The following is a 20,941-nucleotide window of genomic DNA, read 5'->3' on the forward strand; positions in this document are numbered from 1 at the left end:
AGAGCACTGCTTCGGCTGATTATCCAGATTTCTCCGAAAAACCGAACACCTTTTCCTATGTTTTTCGGGATTCCGAATGCAATACGCCCCCTGGCAACGCGCAAGTCCGCACCTACGCTCATTTACACAAGCTGGTATGAAACATGCCTTGTCCAGGTGCGACAAAAAAATCATCTCACTAGGAAGAGAGAACAATAACGATGAATGCCGCACTGAAAACCTTCGCCCCCAGCGCACTCGCGCTGCTGCTGATCCTGCCAGCCACCGCCTCGGCCAAAGAAGCCGAAACCCAGCAGAAGCTGGCCAACGTGGTCATCCTCGCCACCGGCGGCACCATTGCCGGCGCCGGTGCCAGCGCCGCCAACAGCGCTACCTACCAGGCTGCCAAGCTGGGCGTCGACAAGCTCATCGCCGGCGTGCCGGAGCTTGCAGACATCGCCAACGTGCGCGGTGAGCAAGTGATGCAGATCGCGTCTGAAAGCATCAGCAACGACGACCTGCTAAAGCTGGGCAAACGCGTCGCCGAGCTGGCCGAAAGCAAGGACGTCGACGGAATCGTCATCACCCACGGCACCGACACCCTGGAAGAAACCGCCTATTTCCTCAATCTGGTGGAAAAGACCGACAAGCCAATCGTGGTGGTCGGTTCGATGCGTCCAGGTACCGCCATGTCCGCTGACGGCATGCTCAACCTGTATAACGCCGTGGCCGTGGCCAGCGACAAGCAGTCGCGTGGCAAGGGCGTGCTGGTGACCATGAACGACGAGATCCAGTCCGGGCGTGACGTGAGCAAGTCGGTCAACATCAAAACCGAAGCGTTCAAGAGCGCCTGGGGCCCCATGGGCATGGTAGTGGAAGGCAAGTCCTACTGGTTCCGCCTGCCGGCCAAGCGCCATACGGTCAATTCCGAGTTCGATATCAAGCAGATCAGCAGCCTGCCCCAGGTGGACATTGCCTATGGCTATGGCAACGTCACCGACACTGCCTACAAGGCACTGGCGCAAAACGGTGCCAAGGCGCTGATTCATGCCGGCACCGGCAACGGTTCGGTATCGTCGCGGGTGGTGCCGGCGCTGCAAGAGCTGCGCAAGAACGGCGTGCAGATCATCCGTTCGTCTCACGTCAACCAGGGTGGCTTCGTGCTGCGCAACGCCGAACAGCCGGACGACAAGAACGACTGGGTGGTGGCCCACGACCTGAACCCGCAAAAGGCGCGAATTCTGGCGATGGTAGCGATGACCAAGACCCAGGACAGCAAGGAACTGCAGCGAATCTTCTGGGAGTATTGAGTGCTCCTCTCAGGGCCGGTGCGCCGGCCCTGAGGCTCTTGCCGCCCTTCCCTCTGCGGTGCCTGGCACCGCCTCTGAGCCACGCATGACCAGCCCCGGCGGCGGCGCTCTTCGCGGGCATGCCCGCTCCCACAGCGACGACTGTCATCCTGTACAACCGGTGCTATCCACTACAGGATCTCAGGGCGCAATGCGCTTCAGGTCATTCAACAAGCCCATCAGTTGCTGCAGCTTCTCTTCACCAAACTGCGCCTGAATCTTCTGGTAGTTGGCCTCCATCCCTTCCTTCATCGAGGCAAAGCACGCCTCCCCGCCTTCGGTCAGGCTGACGAACACCCGCCGCTGGTCCTGCGCTGCCTTCTGCCGCCGCACCAGCCCATCGCGCTCCAGCCGCCCCAGCACCCCGGTCATGCTCGGCTTGAGGATGCAGGCCAGTTCTGCCAGCTGGTAATTCTCCAGCTCGCCATGCTGCTTGAGGATGCGGATGACCCGCCATTGCTGCTCGGTCAGGTCATGCGCGTTCAACAGCGGCCTGAAAAATGCCATTGCGGCTTCTCGGGCCTGCAAAAGGCTTAGGGTGAGCGAAGGTTGGGTCTTGGTCATGGTCGAGCCTGTGGTTTTTCTCAGTTCACAAATTTAAGGGCATGCACGATGGAAAGTGCAATCTGTTCCACGGAAAACCCATTCAAGCCCAGCGCGCGGGCTGCGACTATCCGGTACAAATAACAACACATACCGGGTGCGCCGCCATGGCCCTGTCACTGCAAGTGTGCCTGCCGCTGGCGATACTCCCCAGGCGTGAGTTTGGCGTAGCGGTTGAAGAAGCGGCTGAAATAGGCCGGGTCCTTGAAGCCCAGCTGGTAACAGATTTCGTTGGCCGTGCTACCGGAAAACAACAGCAAGCGCTTGGCCTCCTGCATCAGCCGCTCCAGTACCAGGCGCTTGGATGGCAAGTCGGCGATACGCCGGCACACATCGTTCAGCCGCGCCTCGGTCACGCCAACCTGCTGCGCGTAGCGGGCCAGCGGCCAGTGCTCGAGGTAATGCGCTTCGATCAGTGCATTGAAACGGTGGAAGATCTTCAAGTCCTCATGCCGCGCCGGGGTCGACTCCAGCGAGTTGGGGCACAGCCGCAGCAGGCTGACCATGATCAAGCGGGTCAGCGACTGCAGCGCCGCCTCGCGCCCCGGTTGCTGCGTGGCGAACTCGTCGCTCAGCGCTTCCAGCCAGCCTTGCAGGCGGTGGGCCTCGGCCCTGTATTCGGCCGGCAGGTTGCCCAGCGCCACGCAGGCCGGCTGCACCTGCATGCCCGCCGGCAGCAGGCTGGCATCGGCTTCGATCAATTGCCAGACCAGTTGCTGGCGCACAGTCAGCACATGCCCGTCGCTGTCGGCTTCGGTAACGAACGCGTGTGCCACCGTGGGCGGCGTGAGGAAGAACATCGGCCCGGCCTCGATGTACTGCTGGTCGTCCAGATACACCCGCACCGTGCCCGATTTCACGTAATGCACCTGGAAGAACCGGTCATGTCGGTGCACTGGCATGTTGCGCCCGAAAAAGCCCGCCAGGTTGCCCAGCCGGTCGTAATGCACCTCGCTGTCGCTGTAGCGCTGGTCATAGACCTGGCCGATGTTGATGTTCGGTATCGGATGCCGGTCGCTCATGGCTGCTTGCTCGCAAATCGCTTGACCCTGTTGACGATGGCCCATGGTGCACCGCCTTGTCGGCACGCGCCACTGGCCACCTCTTGACCATCGTTAACATATTAACTATAACATTAACACATTAACAAAATTCGCAGGACGGCCATCGCCCTGCACTGCCAGGAGAAGAGCATGAGCCATGCCCTGCATGACGTTGCCAACGGCACCCTGTTCGGCGTCGCGCTGAACTACCGGGGTTTGCTGCAGCAGCACCAAGCGGCGTTCGTCGAAGCACCGTACAAGCAACTGCCAGTCAAGCCAGTGCTGTTCGTCAAAACCCCGAACACGCGCAACCAGCATGAAGGCCAAGTGCTGTTCCCGGCCAACGTACAGCGCCTGCAACCTGGCCCGGCGCTGGGTGTGGTGATTGGCAAGGACGCCAGCCGCGTCAGTGTGGAGGACGCCCTGGAGCATGTGGCGGGCTACACCATCGTCAACGAAACCAGCCTGCCCGAAGACAGCTACTACCGCCCGGCCGTCAAGGCCAAGTGCCGTGATGGCTTCTGCCCGATCGGCCCAGCGCTGGTGCCGGCCAGCCAGGTAGCCAACCCCGATGCCCTAGGCCTGCGCCTGTATGTGAATGGCGAACTGCGCCAGCACAACAACACCGCCAACTGCGTGCGCACGGTGGCCCAGCTGATTGCCGAAATCAGCGAGTTCATGACCCTGCACGCTGGCGACATCCTGATCACCGGCACCCCCGAGGGCCGCGTCGATGTACAGCCAGGCGACCGCGTCGATATCGAGATCGACGGCCTGGGCAAGCTGACCAACCACATCGTCGCCGAGTGAGGAATTACCTGTGAAACACGCCCGTATCCAGTTCGACGGCCAGGCCCATGATGTCACGGTCGAAGGCGACCACCTGCGCCTTGCCGATGGCCGCCTGGTCCATCAAGACCAGGTCACCTGGCTGCCGCCCGCCACCGGCAGCATGTTCGCCCTGGGCCTGAACTACGCCGATCACGCCAAGGAACTGGCCTTCGCGCCGCCCACCGAACCTCTGGCCTTCATCAAGTCGCCCGGCACCTACACCGGCCACGGCCAGGTCACCTGGCGCCCGGACAACGTCGAGTACATGCACTACGAGTGCGAGTTGGTCGCGGTCATTGGCAAAGCGGCGAAAAACGTCAAGCGTGAGGACGCACTGGCCTACGTTGCCGGCTACACCGTGTGCAACGACTACGCCATCCGCGACTACCTGGAAAACTACTACCGCCCCAACCTGCGGGTGAAAAACCGCGACGCCACCACCCCGGTCGGCCCGTGGATCGTCGATGCGGCCGATGTGCCAGACGTCAGCAACCTGAAGCTGCGCACCTGGATCAACGGTGAGCTGAAGCAGGAAGGCACCACGGCGGACATGATCTTCGACATCCCGCACCTAATCGAATACTTCTCCAGCTTCATGACCCTGCAGCCAGGCGACATGATCGCCACCGGCACGCCAGAAGGCCTGGCCGACGTGGTGCCGGGCGATGAAGTGGTAGTGGAAGTGGAAGGCGTCGGCCGCCTGGTCAACCGCATCGTCAGCGAAGCTGACTTCTTCAAGAACAACAAGGCATGAGCAGCATGATCAAGCACTGGATCAACGGCCGTGAGGTCGAGAGCAAAGACACCTTCGTCAACTACAACCCGGCCACCGGCGATGCCATTTGTGAAGTCGCCAGCGGTGGCGCCGAAGAAGTGGCGCAAGCCGTGGCCGCGGCCAAGGAAGCCTTCCCCAAGTGGGCCAACACCCCGGCCAAGGAACGTGCCCGGCTGATGCGCAAGCTCGGTGAGCTGATCGACCAGAACGTGCCGAAACTGGCCGAGCTGGAAACCCTCGACACCGGCCTGCCGATCCACCAGACCAAGAACGTGCTGATCCCGCGTGCCTCGCACAACTTCGATTTTTTCGCCGAAGTGTGCACACGCATGGATGGCCACACCTACCCGGTCGACGACCAGATGCTCAACTACACCCTGTACCAGCCGGTGGGTGTATGCGGCCTGGTCAGCCCCTGGAACGTGCCGTTCATGACCGCCACCTGGAAGACCGCGCCGTGCCTGGCGCTGGGCAACACCGCCGTGCTGAAGATGAGCGAACTGTCGCCACTGACCGCCAACGAACTGGGCCGCCTGGCTGTCGAAGCCGGCATCCCCAACGGCGTGCTCAACGTGATCCAGGGCTATGGCGCCACCGCTGGCGACGCCCTGGTACGTCACCCGGATGTACGCGCTATTTCCTTCACCGGCGGCACCGCCACCGGCAAGAAGATCATGCAGACCGCTGGCCTGAAAAAGTACTCGATGGAACTGGGCGGAAAATCGCCGGTGCTGATCTTCGAAGATGCCGACCTTGAGCGTGCGCTGGACGCCGCGTTGTTCACCATCTTCTCGCTGAACGGCGAACGCTGCACCGCCGGCAGCCGCATTTTCATCCAGGAAAGCGTGTACCCGCAGTTCGTCGCCGAGTTCGCGGCGCGCGCCAAGCGCCTGATCGTCGGTGACCCGACCGACCCGAAAACCCAGGTCGGTTCGATGATCACCCAGCAGCACTACGACAAGGTCACCGGCTACATCCGCATCGGCATGGAAGAAGGCGCACGCCTGGTCGCCGGTGGCCTGGAACGCCCGGCCAACCTGCCGGCGCATTTGGCCAAAGGGCAGTTCATCCAGCCCACCGTGTTCGCCGATGTGAACAACAAGATGCGCATTGCCCAGGAAGAAATCTTCGGCCCGGTGGTGTGCCTGATCCCGTTCAAGGACGAAGCAGAAGCGCTGCAACTGGCCAACGACACCGAGTACGGCCTGGCGTCGTACATCTGGACCCAGGACATCGGCAAGGCCCACCGCCTGGCCCGTGGCATCGAGGCCGGCATGGTGTTCATCAACAGCCAGAACGTACGCGACCTGCGCCAGCCATTCGGTGGCGTGAAAGGTTCCGGTACCGGGCGTGAAGGCGGGCAGTACAGCTTCGAGGTCTTTGCAGAGATCAAGAACGTGTGTATTTCCATGGGTAGCCACCACATTCCGCGCTGGGGCGTGTGAGCAAACCGTAGATGGCCGCTCCCACAAGTACCGCGTCAGCCGCCGAAAACAACAACATTCTGTAACCGGAGCTTTCCATGGGCAAACTCGCTCTCACTGCCAAGATTACCCATGTACCGTCCATGTACATGTCCGAACTCCCAGGCCCGCGCCAGGGCTTTCGCCAGGCAGCCATCGACGGGCATCACGAAATCAGCCGCCGCTGCCGCGAGCTGGGCGTGGACACCATCGTCGTGTTCGATACCCACTGGCTGGTCAACGCCAACTACCACGTGTTGTGCGGGCCGCATTTCGAGGGTGTGTACACCAGCAACGAACTGCCGCACTTCATCAGCAACATGCCTTACGCCTTCCCCGGTAACCCCGAGCTGGGCAAGCTGCTGGCAGAGGAATGCAACCGTTTCAATGTCGAGACCATGGCCCACCACGCCACCACCCTCGCCCCGGAGTACGGCACCCTGGTGCCGATGCGCTACATGAACCAGGACCAGCACTTCAAGGTGGTTTCGGTCTCGGCACTGTGCACCTCGCACTACCTGGCCGACAGCGCCCGCCTGGGCTGGGCCATGCGCAAGGCAGTAGAAGACCACTACGACGGCACCGTGGCATTCCTGGCCAGCGGTTCGCTGTCGCACCGCTTCGCGCAGAACGGCCAGGCGCCGGACTTCGCCACCAAGGTGTGGAGCCCGTTCCTGGAAACCCTTGATCATCGCGTGGTGCAAATGTGGCAAGACGGCGAGTGGGAAGCCTTCTGCGGCATGCTCCCTGAATACGCCGCCAAAGGCCACGGTGAAGGGTTCATGCACGACACGGCGATGCTGCTCGGTGCGCTGGGCTGGTCCGACTACGACGGCAAGGCCGAGGTGGTCACGCCCTACTTCGGCTCTTCCGGCACCGGCCAGATCAACGCGATCTTCCCGGTTACCCCGCAGGATGGCAGCGCCATCCCGGCAGCCCAGGCCGCCAACCCGGCAGCCGTGGTGTCCACCAGCCGCCTGTAATTCACCTGCTTGCGCCTGGCCGTCCCGGCGGATGGCGGGCGCGGCTCGCCGAGGATACCCTTCATGCCACACCTGGTTCTGCTCTACACCCCCGACCTGGAAACCGATGCCGACATCCCCGGCCTATGCCGCGCCTTGGCCGACACCATGCTCGAACAGCGCGATGGTGAAGGCAAAGCTGTGTTCCCCACCGGCGGCACCCGCGTGCTGGCCTACCCCGCCGCCCATAGTGCAGTGGCAGATGGCAAGGGCGAATACGGTTTCCTGTACGCCAACCTGCGCATGGCCACCGGCCGCAGCACCGAGGTGCACAAGGCGGTGGGCGACAGCCTGCTGGCGGTGTTGAAAGCCCGCCTGGACCCACTGCTGAAACAGCGCCCAATCGGCATCACCGTACAGATCGACCACAGCACCGCCCAAGTCTACGACGCCAAGCACAGCACCTTGCACCCATTGTTCAACCGCTAGCGCGCCGGCTCGAAAGCCCCTTCCCCGCCTCATTGAAGAACAAGTACAAAAACATGAGCACACTCGAACACGCCTCGCCACGCGAGGCACACACTGAAAGGGTCGACAGTACCCACCGGGCAGTCACCTGGCGGCTGATGCCGCTGCTGCTGGTGTGCTACCTGTTCGCCCACCTGGACCGCATCAACATCGGCTTCGCCAAGATGCAGATGAGCCAGGACCTGCATTTGTCCGACACCGTCTACGGCCTGGGTGCCGGGCTGTTCTTCATCGCCTATGCGCTGTTTGGCGTACCCAGCAACCTCATGCTCGACCGGGTCGGCCCACGCCGCTGGATCGCCTGCCTGATGGTGGTGTGGGGGTTGTTGTCGACCAGCATGCTGCTGATCGAAAGCAGCAGCGCGTTCTACCTGCTGCGCTTCGCCCTGGGCGCGGCGGAGGCCGGGTTCTTCCCAGGTATCCTGGTCTACCTCAACCGCTGGTACCCGGCCGGGCGGCGCGCCCAGGTGACGGCGCTGTTCGCCATTGCCGTGCCATTGGCCGGAGTCGTCGGCGGGCCGGTGTCCGGGGCCATCCTGGCCTTCATGCACGACACCGCAGGGCTGCGTGGCTGGCAGTGGATGTTCCTGCTCGAAGGCGCACCTGTGGTGCTGCTGGGCCTGGTGGTGCTGGCCGTGCTGCCGGAGCATTTCGAAAAGGTGAGCTGGCTGGACGATCAGCAGAAAGCCACGCTGCGCGCGCAATTCGGTGAGGAAGAACAGCGCAAGCCGGTGACCTCGTTCAGCGCCATTTTCGCCAGCCGTGCACTGTGGCTGCTGGTGGCGGTGTATTGCGCGGTGATGCTGGCGGTCAACACCCTGGCGTTCTGGATGCCCAGCCTGATCCACAGTGCCGGGGTGGCCAGCGACGCCAGTGTCGGCCTGCTCAGCGCTGTGCCGTACGTGGCCGGCTGCGTGTTCATGCTGGCCTGCGGCCGCTCCAGCGACCGCCTGCGCGAACGCCGCTGGCACCTGTGCGTCCCCCTGCTGATGGCCGCCACCGGCATCGCCATCGCAGCCCTTGCCCCCGAGCAGGCGTGGCCGGTAATGGCCGGCCTGGTGCTGGCCGGCATGGGCGCCAGCGCTGCGCTGCCGATGTTCTGGCAACTGCCGCCGGCCTTCCTCAACGCCCGCACCCAGGCCGCCGGCATTGCTCTGATCAGCTCGCTGGGCAGCATCGCCTCGTTCTTCACGCCCTACTTCATCGGCTGGGTGCGCGACACCACCCACAGCGCCAGCCTGGCCCTGTATGTGCTCGCCATCTTCATCGCCCTGGGTGGCCTGCTGGTGCTGCGCACCCGAGCTGCCATCGTCAACCCTTGAATCAAGAGACTGTCCCCATGCTAGACAACGCTTTCATCCAGCAAGCCGCCGAACGCCTCGACCAGGCCGAACGCTCCCGCGAGCAAGTGCGCCAGTTCTCGCTGGAGCAGCCCGCAATCAGCGTCGAAGACGCCTATGCCATCCAGCGCGCCTGGGTGGCGAAAAAGATCGCCGCCGGGCGCAAGCTGGTGGGCCACAAGATCGGCCTGACCTCGCGTGCCATGCAGGTGTCGTCGAACATCACCGAGCCCGACTATGGCGCATTGCTCGACGACATGCTGTTCGATGAAGGCAGCGACATCCCCTTCGAACGCTTCATCGTGCCGCGCGTTGAAGTGGAGTTGGCGTTCATCCTCGGCAAGCCGCTGAAAGGCCCCAACGTCACTGTTTTCGATGTGCTGGAAGCCACCGAATGGGTGATCCCGGCGCTGGAAATCATCGATGCGCGCATCCAGCAGGTGGACCCGCAAACCCAGGCCACCCGCAAGGTGTTCGACACCATTTCCGACAACGCCGCCAATGCCGGCGTGGTGATGGGCGGACGGGCCGTGCGCCCCACCGAGATCGACCTGCGCAAAGTGCCGGCAGTGCTCTACCGCAACGGCGTGATCGAGGAGTCCGGTGTCAGCGCCGCGGTGCTCAATCACCCGGCCAAAGGCGTTGCCTGGCTGGCCAACAAGCTGGCCCCGTACGACGTCACCTTGCAGCCCGGCCAGATCATCCTCGGTGGTTCGTTCACCCGCCCGGTGGCCGCACGCCCAGGCGATACCTTCCACGTCGACTACGACATGCTCGGCGCCATCGCCTGCCGCTTCGTTTGAGGACCAGCCCATGGACATGCCCATCAACCACTTCAAGCAACGCCTGTGCAGCGGCGAGCCGCAGGTCGGCCTGTGGCTCGGCCTGGCCGATGCCTACTGCGCAGAGCTGGCCGCCAATGCCGGTTTCGACTGGCTGCTGATCGACGGCGAACACGCCCCCAACGACCTGCGCGGCATGCTCGCGCAGTTGCAGGCGGTGGCCCCCTACCCCAGCCAGGCGGTAATCCGCCCGGTAATCGGTGATACCGCGCTGATCAAGCAGGTGCTGGACATCGGCGCTCAGACCTTGCTGGTGCCGATGGTGGAAAGCGCTGAACAGGCGCAGCAACTGGTCAAGGCCATGCATTACCCGCCCAACGGCATTCGTGGCGTGGGCAGCGCACTGGCACGGGCATCGCGCTGGAACACCATCCCCGGCTACCTGGACCACGCCGATGAACAGATGTGCCTGCTGGTGCAGATCGAAAACAAGGAAGGCCTGGCCAACCTGGACGAGATCGTTGCGGTGGAAGGTGTGGATGGCGTGTTCATCGGGCCTGCGGACTTGAGCGCAGCCATGGGCCATCGGGGCAACCCTGGGCATCCACAGGTGCAGGCAGCGATCGAGAATGCCATCGTACGCATCGGCAAGGCGGGCAAGGCTGCAGGTATTCTCAGCGCGGATGAGAAACTGGCGCGACGTTATATCGAGCTGGGTGCGGCATTTGTGGCCGTCGGTGTGGATACCACGGTGCTGATGCGCGGGCTGCGCGAGCTGGCAGGGAAGTTCAAAGGTACGCCGATGGTTGGCAGTGCCGGGGGGAGTGTCTACTGAGGTATCTGTGTGGATGGCACCGGCCTCTCCGGTGCCATCCACAGCGAGATCAGATGTTGATAAGTGCCTTGAGCACTGTCTTGAAAGTCTCCAGCTGCTCTTCACTGAACTGCCCGAACACCTTGTCCTGCTGTTCCCGGGCAATGGTCCACAATGCCTCGGTCTCGTCCACGCCGTTCACCGACAACCGCACACGTCCGTCATCATCGGCAATCAACCCTTTGCGCTTGAGGTTGGCCACCGCTTCCTCGATCTCCCGCGCCGGCATCGCCACTTCCCGTTGCAGGTCGTTCAGGCTCAGCCCCGCATCGTTCTCCAGCACCATCAGCATGCGCGCCTCGCTGGTACGCAGGCCGGTGCACAACTGGCGTGGCTGGTAGTCAGCCTGGTAGGCGCGCAATGCCTGGGTCATCAGGTAATACAGGTTGTGTTGCAGGCGGCCCTGGAAGTGGCTGCTGGGTGCCTGCCCTTCTGCACGCTGGGTCATGCGGGTATGTGGCAGCACCATGGAATAGGCGCCCTGGTGGTACAGCAGCGGCGAGCGGCCGAAATCATCGAACGCCACCACCCTGCCTATCAGGATCCAGTGATCGCCACCGTCCAGTTGCTGGTACTTTTCACACTCGAAGCGTGCCGCGCAATCGACGAACAATGGCACGCCGCCAACGCCCGTCTCGTAGTCGATACCGGCAAAGCGGTCCTCTTTGGGCCGGGCGAAGTTGTTGGACAGGTCGATCTGGTCCGCAGCCAGAACGTTCACGGCAAAATGCGAGGCCTCTTCGAACACTTCATGGCTGGTCGAACGTTTGTCGATGCTCCACAGGATCAGCGCCGGGTCCAGCGACACCGAGTTGAAACTGTTGGCGGTGACGCCCACCTTGCGGCCACTGGGGCCGGCTGCGGTCACCACGGTAACGCCGGTGGCGAAGTTGCCCAGTGCGCGGCGGAAGGCACGCGCGTCGAAGGTTTCATTGGACATGCAAGACTCCCGGGCAGGCCTGGCAGCCCGCCCTGATTGTTGTTGTGCTTGTGAGGGATGATTGAAACGGAAAGCGACTCAGACCATGGTCGGGTCGGGCTCCAGGCCCATCAACTCGCGGCCGAGGATCTGCGCGCAAACGTCGTAGTCGGTGTAGGCATGGGCGCCGGTCATGTGCGAATCGCGGAACAGGCGTTGCAGTTCGTTGCTCTCGAACCAGGCGCCACCACCGGCCGCTTCCATCAGGCGGTCCACGGCCTGGATGCACAGTTTCACTGCATAGCCCTGGTTGGTGCGCCAGAATGCCAGCGTGCCACGCGAGGGGTATTCATGGCGGGCGCTGTGCTCGGCAATTTCGTCCCAGCTTTTTTCCAGCAGTGCCCGGGCGGCGGCCACCTGATGGGTCGATTCGGCCAGGCGCATCAGCGCTGGGGTAGCAGCGCCCACGGCAGCACCGGTGTAGGCACGCACGCGGTTGCGGGTTTTCTCGCGGAACACCTCCAGCATGCGCTCGGCAACGCCGAGGCTCACGGTGGAAAAACCGCTGGCGAAGTACGGGCGGTATGGGGCGAAGAAGATCTTGCTGTCCGGGTACAGGCCAAAGCCCGCCGACTTGCCCTCCATCATGTCCTTGGCTTTCTGGATACGGTGCTCAGGCACGAAGGCGTCACGCACGATCAAGGTCTTGCTGCCACTGCCGCGCATGCCCACGGCATACCAGTCATCACGGATTTCATAATCGCTGCGCGGCAGGATGGCGAAGCAGTAATCCTGAGTGCCTTCGGCATTGTTGCGGCGAAAACCTACGATCGCCCACTCGGCGTGGTCGCAACCAGAACTCCAGCCCATCTCGCCGCTGAACGACACGCCACCCTCGACCTCTTCGGTACGGCCAAATGGCGCGATACTGCTGCTGGCAGTGGCATCCGGGTCGCTGCCCCACACCTCCTGCTGCAGCTTGGGCGAGAACATCGCCATCTGATGGCTGTGGGTGCACAGCAAGCTCATGGCCCAGGCGGTGCTGGCGCAGGCGCCCGCCAGCTGGGCGATGCACTCGGCGAATTGCGGCAGGGTGATTTCCATGCCGCCGTAGTGTTTGGGCAAGAAAGCGCGGTGCATGCCGATGCTTTTCAGCAGGGTGATGTTCTCTGCCGGCACGCTGCGGTCCTGTTCTGCACGCATGGCATTGGCGGCGATGGTCGGCAGGATGGATCTCAGGTCTTCCAGCAGGGGGTTTGGCTTTTTCATGAACGGTCTCTTTCTTATTGGATTCGAAGACGCGTTCAGTATGTGAGCCGCGATTGGGCGGCGGAATGCACGTTACGAGGGGAACATTGCACTTTTCATGGTGTGCAGAAATTGCCCATCCACAAGCATTGACCCGTGCATTTGCGATCACCACAATCCCACCCATATGACGCGCGCGGCCTGCCGCGCCCCTGACGGAGCGATGCTGTTGAAAGACCTTTCCCCTTCTGCGGTGCGTGTGTGCGATGCCGCCGTCGGCCACTTCGCCGAGTATGGCTACGATGCCTCTTCGCTGAACGAAATCGCCCAGCTGGCCGGCATGCGCAAAGCTTCACTGTATGCACACTTCGCCAACAAGGATGCTTTGTTCGTGGAGGTGTTCCAGCGTGCGCTGGTGCAGGAAACGACGTTTGTCGAACAGGGTTTTGCGCAGGAAGATCGCGACGGCCTGGCGCCCGGGCACTGGCTGGCCTTGCACCTGGCCGAGCGTTATCGCGGCTCCGCTGCGCTGCGCTTCGTGTTGCGCACGGCCTTCCTGCCCCCGGCGGGCATCAAGCCGGTTGTCACTTGCGGCTTCGAAAAGTACCTGGACGGCATACGCGAAGGGTTCTGCAAGGCCCTGCAAGCTCGGAACAACTGGGCTGATGAGCAGCAAAGCCGCCTGGCGCTGTACGCCAATGCCTACCTGGGCATCATCGACAGCCTGTATGTAGAGCTGATGTACGCAGGCCCCGCCGCCTATGAGCGGCGCGCGACAGCCTTGCTGAAAGTGCTCGAAGACTCGCTGTCACTCAACCGCTGACGGCTGGCGCGTCAGGGTTTGATCCGCTTCATTTCATCCAGCAACTGCATCAGTTGCTGCAGCTTGTCCTCGCCAAACTGGGCGAGGATCTTGTCGTAGTTGCGCGCCATTTCCTCACTCATCGCCACAAATGCCTGCTGCCCCGCGTCGGTCAGGTTGATGAACACCCGGCGCTGGTCTTCTGCCGACTTGCGCCGCGCCACGATCCCATCGCGTTCCAGGCGCTTGAGCACACCACTCATGCTGGGTTTGAGAATGCACGCCAGCTCAGCCAACTGATGGCTTTCCAGCTCGCCTTGCTGGCGCAAGATACGGATTACCCGCCATTGCTGCTCGGTCAGGTCATGGGCATTCAACGCTGGGCGGAAAAACGCCATGGTGGCTTCGCGCGCCTGCAACAGGGTCAGGGTCAGGGAGGGTCTTGGTGTGGTCATGCGGGCTCGTGGGGCTGGGAATAGCAAACCGGCGAGTATGCCAGTGCACAATCATTAATACATTAATAGAATGTTTTCTACCCATTGCCAAGAAGCAGCGCCAGCCGCCGATTGCGTGTGGCAGGCTGGTTACACTTGCTGGCAGGCAAGCGCAAGACAGCTGATGATCGGCAGGCGCTCAATGGCCTCATGTGCCAGCGCCCGGCAAACGGCCCTATCACAATTCCAATTCAGCAGGCTGCGTCATGATCACCCTCGAGAGCCCCACGTATTACTCGGCGACCAAGAAGTACAACCTGAATTTCCCCACCCTGGAAAATGACATCGAAGCCGATGTCGTGGTGATCGGCGGTGGCTTCTCCGGTATCAACACCGCGCTGGAGCTGGCAGAACAGGGTGTGGCCAATGTGGTCGTGCTCGAAGCCCGCTACCTGGGCTACGGCGGTACCGGGCGCAACGGTGGGCAGATCATGGCAGGTATCGGCCACGACCTGGAAAACATCCGCAGCAGCGTGGGTGACCAAGGCGTGAAGGAAATGTTCGAGATCAGCGAGCTGGGCGCAGGCATCATCAAGGAACGCATCGCCCGCTACGCCATCGACGCCGACTTTTGCCACGGCTATGGCTACATGGGCTTCAACCACCGCCAGGAACAAACCCTGCGCAAGTGGGAAAAGGCATTCAAGGCAATCAACACCCGCGACGAAATCCGCTTTCTCGGCGGCAGTGAGGTGCACCAGATCATCGGCAGCACCGCCTACAGCAGCGCCCTGCTGCATATGGGCGGTGGCCATGTGCATTCACTGAACCTGCTGCTGGGCGAAGCACAGGCGCTGGTCAGCCATGGCGCGCGCATCTTCGAACACAGCCCGGCCCTGGAAGTGACCTACGGCGAACGCATCAAGGTCCGCACCGGCCGCGGTTCGGTACGCGCCAGCAAGCTGCTGTGGGCGTGCGACAGCTTCCTCAACAAGCTGGAGCCGGAGCTGCACGCACGCACCATCAACACCTATGCCTTCCAGATGATGACCGAGCCGTTGCCGGATGAACTGATCGAGCGTATCAGCCCGATACGTGGTGCCTACAGCGATATCCGCCCGGTGATCGACTACTACCGGGTCACGCGTGAGAACCGCCTGCTGTTCGGCGCCGCCACCCCCTTCGTCGAGCACGTTCCGCTGGACCTGAAGGCCTGGAACCGCGCGCTGATGCTGAAGATTTTTCCCTACCTGAAAAACGTGCGCATCGACCTGGCCTGGGGCGGACCAATGGCCACCAGTGCCAACCTGTTTCCGCAAATCGGCACCCTCGGCAACCGGCCCAATGCCTTCTACGTGCAGGGTTACTCCGGCTTTGGCGTCACCCCCAGCCACATCATCTGCAAGATCCTCGCCGAGGGCATGCTCGAAGGCTCCAGGCGCTATGACCTGGTCAGTTCGGTCAAGCATGCGCGCATCCTCGGCAAGGACTACCTGCGCCCGCTGCTGCTCACCGCCGGCAAGACCGTGCACCAGCTGTCTGGCTACTTCAACGGCCGCCGCTGAACCTGTTCGACTCAACCCTGGAGAACTGCCATGACCCTTACCGCCGCCAAGCAAGGCGTACAATTATCCGAACTCGATGCCTGGGGCAGCGTTGCCGATTTGGGCTCGGAAATACTCGAAGGCGACGTGAAAGCCTTTGGCAAGATGACCTACGGCGCGCCTGACGACGCGGTCAGCAGTGCTTATTTCGGCACTACGCGCGGCAAGTTCCGCATGGTCTACCCGTTCGACGAACAGGCCGTGATCGTGACCGGCGAAATCCAGCTGACCGATGAATCCAACGGCCAGGTCACCCGCTACAAGCCCGGTGATGCCTGGTTCGTGACCAAGGGCACCCCGGTGCTTTGGGAAGTGTTGAGCGATTCATTCGTCAAGCATTACCTGGCGGTGGCCTGAGCCCGGTAGTCCTTGGGCGAGCGTTCGAACTGCTTCTTGAACGAACGGCTGAAATGCGCCGAGTCGGTAAACCCCCACTTGTAGGCGATCGAGGTGATCGACTCGCCCTTGAAGAACGGGTTGGCCAGATCATCGGCGCTGCGCATCAGGCGCGCCCGCTGAATGTAGCGGCACACGCTATCCCCCTCCTCCTCGAACAGCCGATACAGGTGGCGTACCGAGATGTTAAGGCGCCCGGCAAGGTTGGCTGGGGTCAGCCCAGGCTGTGACAGCGACTCGTCGATCACCTGTTGCACATAGCCGCGCAGGTTGGCACCGCTCAATGCCCCAAGGTTGCCCGGCGCCTCGCCATTACGCTCGAAGCCCGGCTCCAGCAAGGCGATGAAGGCGGTCTGCAGCGCATCACCCTGGGCACCATCACCGCTGACGTTGCCGTCCTTGCACAGCTGGTCCATCAACACATGCAGCATGCGCCCGCAGGCGTTGCTCGACGATATCTTGCCGAACATCGGGCCGCTGCCCTGCACGTACTTGCGCACCTGCTCGCGCGACAGCGCCAGCGAGACATGCTCGATCAGGCCGCTGGGGTGATTTCACAACGCCCGACCGAATCCATCAGCAGCAGCTCACCCGGCGCCAGGCTAACCTGCAGGCCACCCTGAGATACAGTGGAGTGACCCGCACGCTGGCTGACCAGAAAGCAATGCTGGTCATCGTCGAGCGTGGGGTTTTCGCCCAGCCGACGGATGTTGCCGGCATTGGTGCGCAGGTTGGCCAGCGGCAAGCCAGCGCGGGAAAAGGTGGAGACCTCGCCGATGAACAGCGAGTGATTGGACGCAAGCTCCGTCTCGAAACGGCCACAGATCTGTTGCATGGCCGTGGTCCAGCGTTCCAGCCCCTGACGGTTGGATTGTTGAGTATGCATGGCTGCCCTCGACGCAGGATTTGTTGTTATGCGCACATTGTTAACATGTTATCAATGCACGCACAACTGTCATCATTGGTCGTTAGACACAGCAAGGCATGTGCCAAGCTGCGTCAGAGGCTGGGGAGCAAACGGCTGAACTGAGCCAGGCTGGCCATCAGGTGCGCCCGCTGTTGCGGGCTGATAGGGATGTAGCGACGAAACGCCGGCATACGGTTGACCACTTCGCTGCCGCCCATGTGCTCCAGCGTCAGCAGCCATTGACCGTCGCGACAGGCCAGGCTCAGGCGCTTGAAATCCAGCGGCATCAGCGCCGCCACCAGCGCGGTCTGCTGCAGCAAGCGGTCGCGCAACTGAGCGAAGCGTGCCCGATCACCCTTGCGGTACACGCAGGCAAGGCCGGTACGGCGCAGCGCACCGGTATGGCGCAGCTCCAGGCTGACCTCGCCTTGTTGCGGGGCAGGCAACTGCAGCTGGAACTCACAGGTGACGATGTGCATCAGCAGGTGGGCCTCGACGCGTTCGTGCACCTTGGCCTGCCAGCCCTGAGCCGGGTCGTGGAGCACCCCCGCAACTGCAAGGTCCTGCTGCCCCAGGTTGCGCGCCAAGCACATCAGCGTCGCCCCTGGGCGGTAACCTGAAGGCGCCCGAGGCGCCAGCAGGTGCTCACGCAAACTTCTGATCATGCTGCAGGTGCTCCACGGCGTGGCCAGGTTCGGCGGCGAATTCTTTCTCAAGCACATCCTCGACCCGCGCCGGCTTGAACGGGTTGACCTTCTGCACGCACAGCGTCCAGAACAACGCGTAGGCCGCCGTAGCACCGAGCATGATGGCGAACGGCACGTAGACATCGGCGGGGTTCATGCCTGGCGGCGTGATGAACGCCATGCCGATCAGGATGCCGCTGCTCGAGAGGATCTGCGGCAGCGGGAACAGCGGCGAGCGGTAGGCACGCGGCAGGTCCGGGCGACGGATGCGCAAAATCACCACCGATAGCGTCACCAGCAGGTAGGCGGTGCTCCAGGCGCACACGGCGGCCAGCACCAGGTGCAGGATGTTGTCCGGGTTGCCACCCAGGTACCAGGCATGCAGGCAAGGGATCAACGCCACCACCAGAATGCACAGCAGCGGCGTCTTGAAGCGCGGGTGCAGGTAGGTGAACACCTTGGGCAACGCGCCGTCGACCGCCATGCCATAGAGAATGCGCGGTACGCCGGCCATCAGTGTGTTGATGGTCGCCGCACCGGCGAACAGGAATCCGATACCAAGCCACACCGGGCCGATGTCGCCCATCACCTGCTCGGCGAAGCGCGGGATGGCCATGGGCGTGTCCAGCAGGTGCACGCCACTGGCGGCATCCAGCACCACGTTTTCCACCTGGCGCTTCATCGCCGCACCGTAGATGAACATGCAACTGGCAACGCCGAACAGGCCCAGCGCCATGGCCCGTGGCAGCACCCAGGCCGAGCGTCGCAGCTCGGGCGCCAGCGGCGTGACGAACTCGCAGCCGACGAACATGAACATGGCCATGCCGACCAACGACAGGATGGTCATCAGGTCGGTGCCCACCAGCGACACGCCGAACGGGCCGTCCAGCTCCACCGCAGGTGCTGCGATCAGGCCCAGCACGCCGAACACCATCAAGGTGGTCCACATGCCGAAGGTCAGCACCACTTCGGCGCGGCTGAACGCGCTGACGCCAAAGGCATTGAGCACCGCGAACGCCACCACGAAACACACCCCCAGCAACCACGAACCACCGGCTGACTCTGCCAGGGTGTTGAGGTGCTCGAAGTTCACCAGCGCCATCACCCCCGACAGGATGGTTTCGGCGGTACCGGCGAACACATGCACGATCAGGTAGGCCGACAGTGTGCCGGTGATGGCGAAGAAGCGGCCCATGCCGCAGTTGATGTAGTCGTACACCGAGCCCGTGGTCGGCAGGATCGACGCCGCCTCGGCAAAGGTGGTGGATTGCGCCAGCATCATCAGTGCGGCCATGACCATGGCCACAGCGAAGGCGCTGCCGCCGATGCCAAAGCCCATGGTTGCGGTGAGGATCACCGGGCTGGCCATGATCAGCCCGACGGTGCTGGCCAGTGCGGTGGGGAAACCGACCGTGCCGCGGTTGAGGTGCTCGGTGAGCTTGTTATTGAGTGACATCGTTATGCCCCGGCTTGTTTTTGTGGCGTTGAACGAGTGATTACTGTGCGCTGCAGGTGGCATGCCGTCTTGCCGATGGCTGCCGCCGGGCTTGTTGCTGCCTGCCAGCAATCAGCTCCAGAGCCTGGCGATGCCCCTGTAGGAGCGGCCTTGTGTCGCGATCGGGCCGCAAAGCGGCCCCGGCGATATTGGCTGTGATGCAAAAAACGGGGGCTGCTGCGCAGCCCGATCGCGACACAAGGCCGCTCCTACAAGGGATCGCGCAAGGCTGACTCATCGCTTGGCAGCCACAGTCATGCCCCTGTCACGCAGGCACAAGAACCGCTCTGCCCCGCTCACTAAGCTGCAAGCTTTGGCCACCTGCCCCGGAGTTTGCATGAGCGACATCACCCTCCTACCTGCCGTCACGGCCTTCCTGGCCCGCGAGCATGGCGTGTTCATCCACGGCCAGCACCTCGCCAGCCAGTCGTCGTCGACAATCGCCGTGGTCAACCCAGCCAACGGCCAGACCATCGCCCACATCGCCGACGCCAACCAGGCCGATGTCGACCATGCCGTCAGCTCCTCGCGCCAAGGCTTTGCCACCTGGTCGCACACCAGCCCCGCCGCCCGCGCGGCGGTGCTGTTCAAGCTGGCCGACCTGCTGGAAGCCTACCGCGAAGAGCTGGCGCAGCTGGAAACTGTGCAGTCCGGCAAACTGATTGGTATCTCCCGCGCCTTCGAAGTAGAGCAGGCCGCGCACTTCCTGCGCTACTACGCCGGCTGGGCCACCAAGATCACCGGCCAGACCATCACCCCGTCGCTGCCCTCGTTCGCCGGTGAGCGCTACAGTGCCTTCACCCTGCGCGAGCCGATCGGCGTGGTGGTGGGCATCGTGCCGTGGAACTTCGCCACCATGATCGCCATCTGGAAGCTGGCCTCGGCCCTGACCACCGGCTGCAGCATCATCCTCAAGCCGAGTGAATTTACCCCACTGACGCTGCTGCGCATCGCCGAACTGGCCACACAAGCCGGCCTGCCGGCCGGGGCGCTGAACGTGCTGACCGGTGGCGGCCTGGTGGGCAAGGCACTGATCGAGCACGCCGGTACCGACAAAGTTTCATTCACCGGCTCGGTCCCAACCGGCATCGCCGTCGGCCAGGCTGCCATGGGTGCCAAGCTGACCCGGGCGACACTGGAACTGGGTGGCAAGAATGCGGTGGCCTTCCTGCCCGATGTGGCAACCGACAAGGCCGTGGACGGCATCATCGAAGCCGGCTTCCTGCACTCGGGGCAAATCTGCGCGGCTGGCGAACGCTTCTACGTGCACCATTCGCGCATCGACCCGTTGCTGGACGCGCTGTCCCAGCGCCTGGGCCAACTGAAGATCGGCTCGCCGCTGGACGAATCCACTCAGTTCGGCCCGGTGGCCAACAAGCCACACCAGCAGAAGCTGGCGGAACTGTTCGCCACTGCGCGCGCCGAAGGTAGCCAAATCATCCATGGCGGCAAGCTGGGCGACGGCCCCGGTTGCTTTGTCGAACCTACGGTAATCCTCGCCAGGTCGGCCAACGACACCCTGCTCAACCAGGAAACCTTTGGCCCGGTGGCGACCTTCCTGCCGTATGACGACGAAGACGAGCTGCTGCAGTTGATGAACGCCTCGCCCTACGGCCTCAGTGCCAGCCTGTGGACCAACGACCTGGGCAAGGCCATGCGCATGATCCCGCAAATCCAGGCCGGCACCCTGTGGGTGAACATGCACACACTACTCGACCCGGCTGTGCCGTTTGGTGGCATCAAGGCATCCGGCGTTGGCCGCGAGTTCGGCTCGGCGTTCATCGATGACTTCACCGAACTCAAGTCGGTGATGATTCGCTACTGACCACACCCCTTGGCCAAGGCGTGCAAACGCCTTGGCAGCCACGAACAAGACCCCGCCCTACCGCACACGCCCTAATAGGCCATCGCCGCCAACCGC

20 protein-coding genes and 1 pseudogene are annotated in these 20,941 nt (G+C 62.9%); 13 read left to right on the forward strand and 8 right to left on the reverse strand.

Translation table 11 applies throughout. The annotated features are described in order from the left end of the window. Positions 1 to 200 precede the first annotated feature (200 nt). Positions 201 to 1,289 (forward strand): asparaginase, encoded by a 1,089-nt coding sequence (locus AB5975_27635; GenBank protein XDR20169.1) that lies wholly within the window; start codon positions 201 to 203, stop codon positions 1,287 to 1,289. Positions 1,290 to 1,469: 180 nt separating this feature from the next. Here the strand turns inward: AB5975_27635 and hpaR (AB5975_27640) are convergent, their stop codons facing one another. Both hpaR (AB5975_27640) and hpaA read right to left on the reverse strand, forming a co-directional pair. After that, entirely contained in the window at positions 1,470 to 1,892 is a 423-nt protein-coding gene (gene hpaR / locus AB5975_27640; GenBank protein XDR20170.1) for a homoprotocatechuate degradation operon regulator HpaR, read from the reverse strand. Positions 1,893 to 2,047: 155 nt separating this feature from the next. Continuing rightward, on the reverse strand, positions 2,048 to 2,953 hold the full coding sequence (gene hpaA, locus AB5975_27645; GenBank protein ID XDR23047.1) for a 4-hydroxyphenylacetate catabolism regulatory protein HpaA: 906 nt from the start codon (positions 2,951 to 2,953) through the stop codon (positions 2,048 to 2,050). A 171-nt stretch (positions 2,954 to 3,124) separates the two neighbouring features. Here hpaA and AB5975_27650 point away from each other — a divergent pair, with 171 nt between their 5' ends. From AB5975_27650 to hpaI, 8 genes are all read left to right on the forward strand, one after another. Further along, a complete protein-coding gene (locus AB5975_27650) occupies positions 3,125 to 3,784 on the forward strand; it encodes a fumarylacetoacetate hydrolase family protein (protein ID XDR20171.1) in 660 nt (219 codons plus the stop codon). A gap of 10 nt (positions 3,785 to 3,794) precedes the next feature. Next, positions 3,795 to 4,559 carry a fumarylacetoacetate hydrolase family protein gene (locus AB5975_27655; GenBank protein XDR20172.1) on the forward strand — a complete coding sequence of 255 codons (765 nt, stop codon included), beginning with the start codon at positions 3,795 to 3,797 and terminating at the stop codon, positions 4,557 to 4,559. 5 nt (positions 4,560 to 4,564) lie between these two features. After that, entirely contained in the window at positions 4,565 to 6,025 is a 1,461-nt protein-coding gene (gene hpaE / locus AB5975_27660; GenBank protein XDR23048.1) for a 5-carboxymethyl-2-hydroxymuconate semialdehyde dehydrogenase, read from the forward strand. Positions 6,026 to 6,102: 77 nt separating this feature from the next. Then, positions 6,103 to 7,026, forward strand: coding sequence for a 3,4-dihydroxyphenylacetate 2,3-dioxygenase (gene hpaD / locus AB5975_27665; GenBank protein XDR20173.1), 924 nt, complete (start codon positions 6,103 to 6,105; stop codon positions 7,024 to 7,026). Between the two features lie 63 nt (positions 7,027 to 7,089). Next, positions 7,090 to 7,494, forward strand: coding sequence for a 5-carboxymethyl-2-hydroxymuconate Delta-isomerase (locus tag AB5975_27670; protein ID XDR20174.1), 405 nt, complete (start codon positions 7,090 to 7,092; stop codon positions 7,492 to 7,494). Between the two features lie 53 nt (positions 7,495 to 7,547). After that, entirely contained in the window at positions 7,548 to 8,855 is a 1,308-nt protein-coding gene (locus AB5975_27675) for an MFS transporter (GenBank protein ID XDR20175.1), read from the forward strand. Positions 8,856 to 8,872: 17 nt separating this feature from the next. After that, a complete protein-coding gene (hpaH, locus tag AB5975_27680; protein XDR20176.1) occupies positions 8,873 to 9,676 on the forward strand; it encodes a 2-oxo-hept-4-ene-1,7-dioate hydratase in 804 nt (267 codons plus the stop codon). Positions 9,677 to 9,686: 10 nt separating this feature from the next. Continuing rightward, positions 9,687 to 10,490, forward strand: a complete 804-nt coding sequence (gene hpaI / locus AB5975_27685; GenBank protein ID XDR20177.1) for a 4-hydroxy-2-oxoheptanedioate aldolase — start codon at positions 9,687 to 9,689, stop codon at positions 10,488 to 10,490. Positions 10,491 to 10,539: 49 nt separating this feature from the next. Here the strand turns inward: hpaI and AB5975_27690 are convergent, their stop codons facing one another. Next, complete coding sequence (locus tag AB5975_27690; protein ID XDR20178.1) at positions 10,540 to 11,469, reverse strand: p-hydroxyphenylacetate 3-hydroxylase reductase component; 930 nt, start codon at positions 11,467 to 11,469, stop codon at positions 10,540 to 10,542. 78 nt (positions 11,470 to 11,547) lie between these two features. Next, on the reverse strand, positions 11,548 to 12,717 hold the full coding sequence (locus AB5975_27695) for a p-hydroxyphenylacetate 3-hydroxylase oxygenase component (protein XDR20179.1): 1,170 nt from the start codon (positions 12,715 to 12,717) through the stop codon (positions 11,548 to 11,550). 202 nt (positions 12,718 to 12,919) lie between these two features. Here AB5975_27695 and AB5975_27700 point away from each other — a divergent pair, with 202 nt between their 5' ends. Then, positions 12,920 to 13,519, forward strand: coding sequence for a TetR/AcrR family transcriptional regulator (locus AB5975_27700; protein ID XDR20180.1), 600 nt, complete (start codon positions 12,920 to 12,922; stop codon positions 13,517 to 13,519). Positions 13,520 to 13,530: 11 nt separating this feature from the next. Here AB5975_27700 and hpaR (AB5975_27705) read toward each other — a convergent pair whose 3' ends face one another. After that, the gene (gene hpaR / locus AB5975_27705) at positions 13,531 to 13,953 is read right to left on the reverse strand and encodes a homoprotocatechuate degradation operon regulator HpaR (GenBank protein ID XDR20181.1); all 423 of its coding nucleotides are present in this window, start codon (positions 13,951 to 13,953) and stop codon (positions 13,531 to 13,533) included. A gap of 245 nt (positions 13,954 to 14,198) precedes the next feature. Here hpaR (AB5975_27705) and AB5975_27710 point away from each other — a divergent pair, with 245 nt between their 5' ends. Both AB5975_27710 and AB5975_27715 read left to right on the forward strand, forming a co-directional pair. Further along, positions 14,199 to 15,497 (forward strand): NAD(P)/FAD-dependent oxidoreductase, encoded by a 1,299-nt coding sequence (locus tag AB5975_27710; protein XDR20182.1) that lies wholly within the window; start codon positions 14,199 to 14,201, stop codon positions 15,495 to 15,497. Positions 15,498 to 15,527: 30 nt separating this feature from the next. Next, positions 15,528 to 15,893: a cupin domain-containing protein gene (locus AB5975_27715; protein ID XDR20183.1), complete on the forward strand. Its 366-nt coding sequence runs from the start codon at positions 15,528 to 15,530 to the stop codon at positions 15,891 to 15,893. On the opposite strand, the pseudogene feaR reads toward AB5975_27715, so the two are convergent. From feaR to AB5975_27730, 3 genes and pseudogenes are all read right to left on the reverse strand, one after another. Continuing rightward, positions 15,875 to 16,818 (reverse strand): annotated as a pseudogene (gene feaR / locus AB5975_27720) (transcriptional regulator FeaR). The gene AB5975_27715 and the pseudogene feaR overlap by 19 nt on opposite strands. 113 nt (positions 16,819 to 16,931) lie before the next feature. Further along, positions 16,932 to 17,504 (reverse strand): DUF3156 family protein, encoded by a 573-nt coding sequence (locus AB5975_27725; protein ID XDR20184.1) that lies wholly within the window; start codon positions 17,502 to 17,504, stop codon positions 16,932 to 16,934. Further along, complete coding sequence (locus tag AB5975_27730) at positions 17,485 to 18,981, reverse strand: APC family permease (protein ID XDR20185.1); 1,497 nt, start codon at positions 18,979 to 18,981, stop codon at positions 17,485 to 17,487. Before AB5975_27730 ends, AB5975_27725 begins: the two co-directional genes overlap by 20 nt. Positions 18,982 to 19,357: 376 nt before the next feature. Here AB5975_27730 and AB5975_27735 point away from each other — a divergent pair, with 376 nt between their 5' ends. Beyond that, positions 19,358 to 20,845, forward strand: a complete 1,488-nt coding sequence (locus AB5975_27735; GenBank protein XDR20186.1) for an aldehyde dehydrogenase family protein — start codon at positions 19,358 to 19,360, stop codon at positions 20,843 to 20,845. Positions 20,846 to 20,941: the final 96 nt, after the last annotated feature.

This window comes from Pseudomonas putida (assembly GCA_041071465.1).
GTDB lineage: Bacteria > Pseudomonadota > Gammaproteobacteria > Pseudomonadales > Pseudomonadaceae > Aquipseudomonas > Aquipseudomonas putida_P.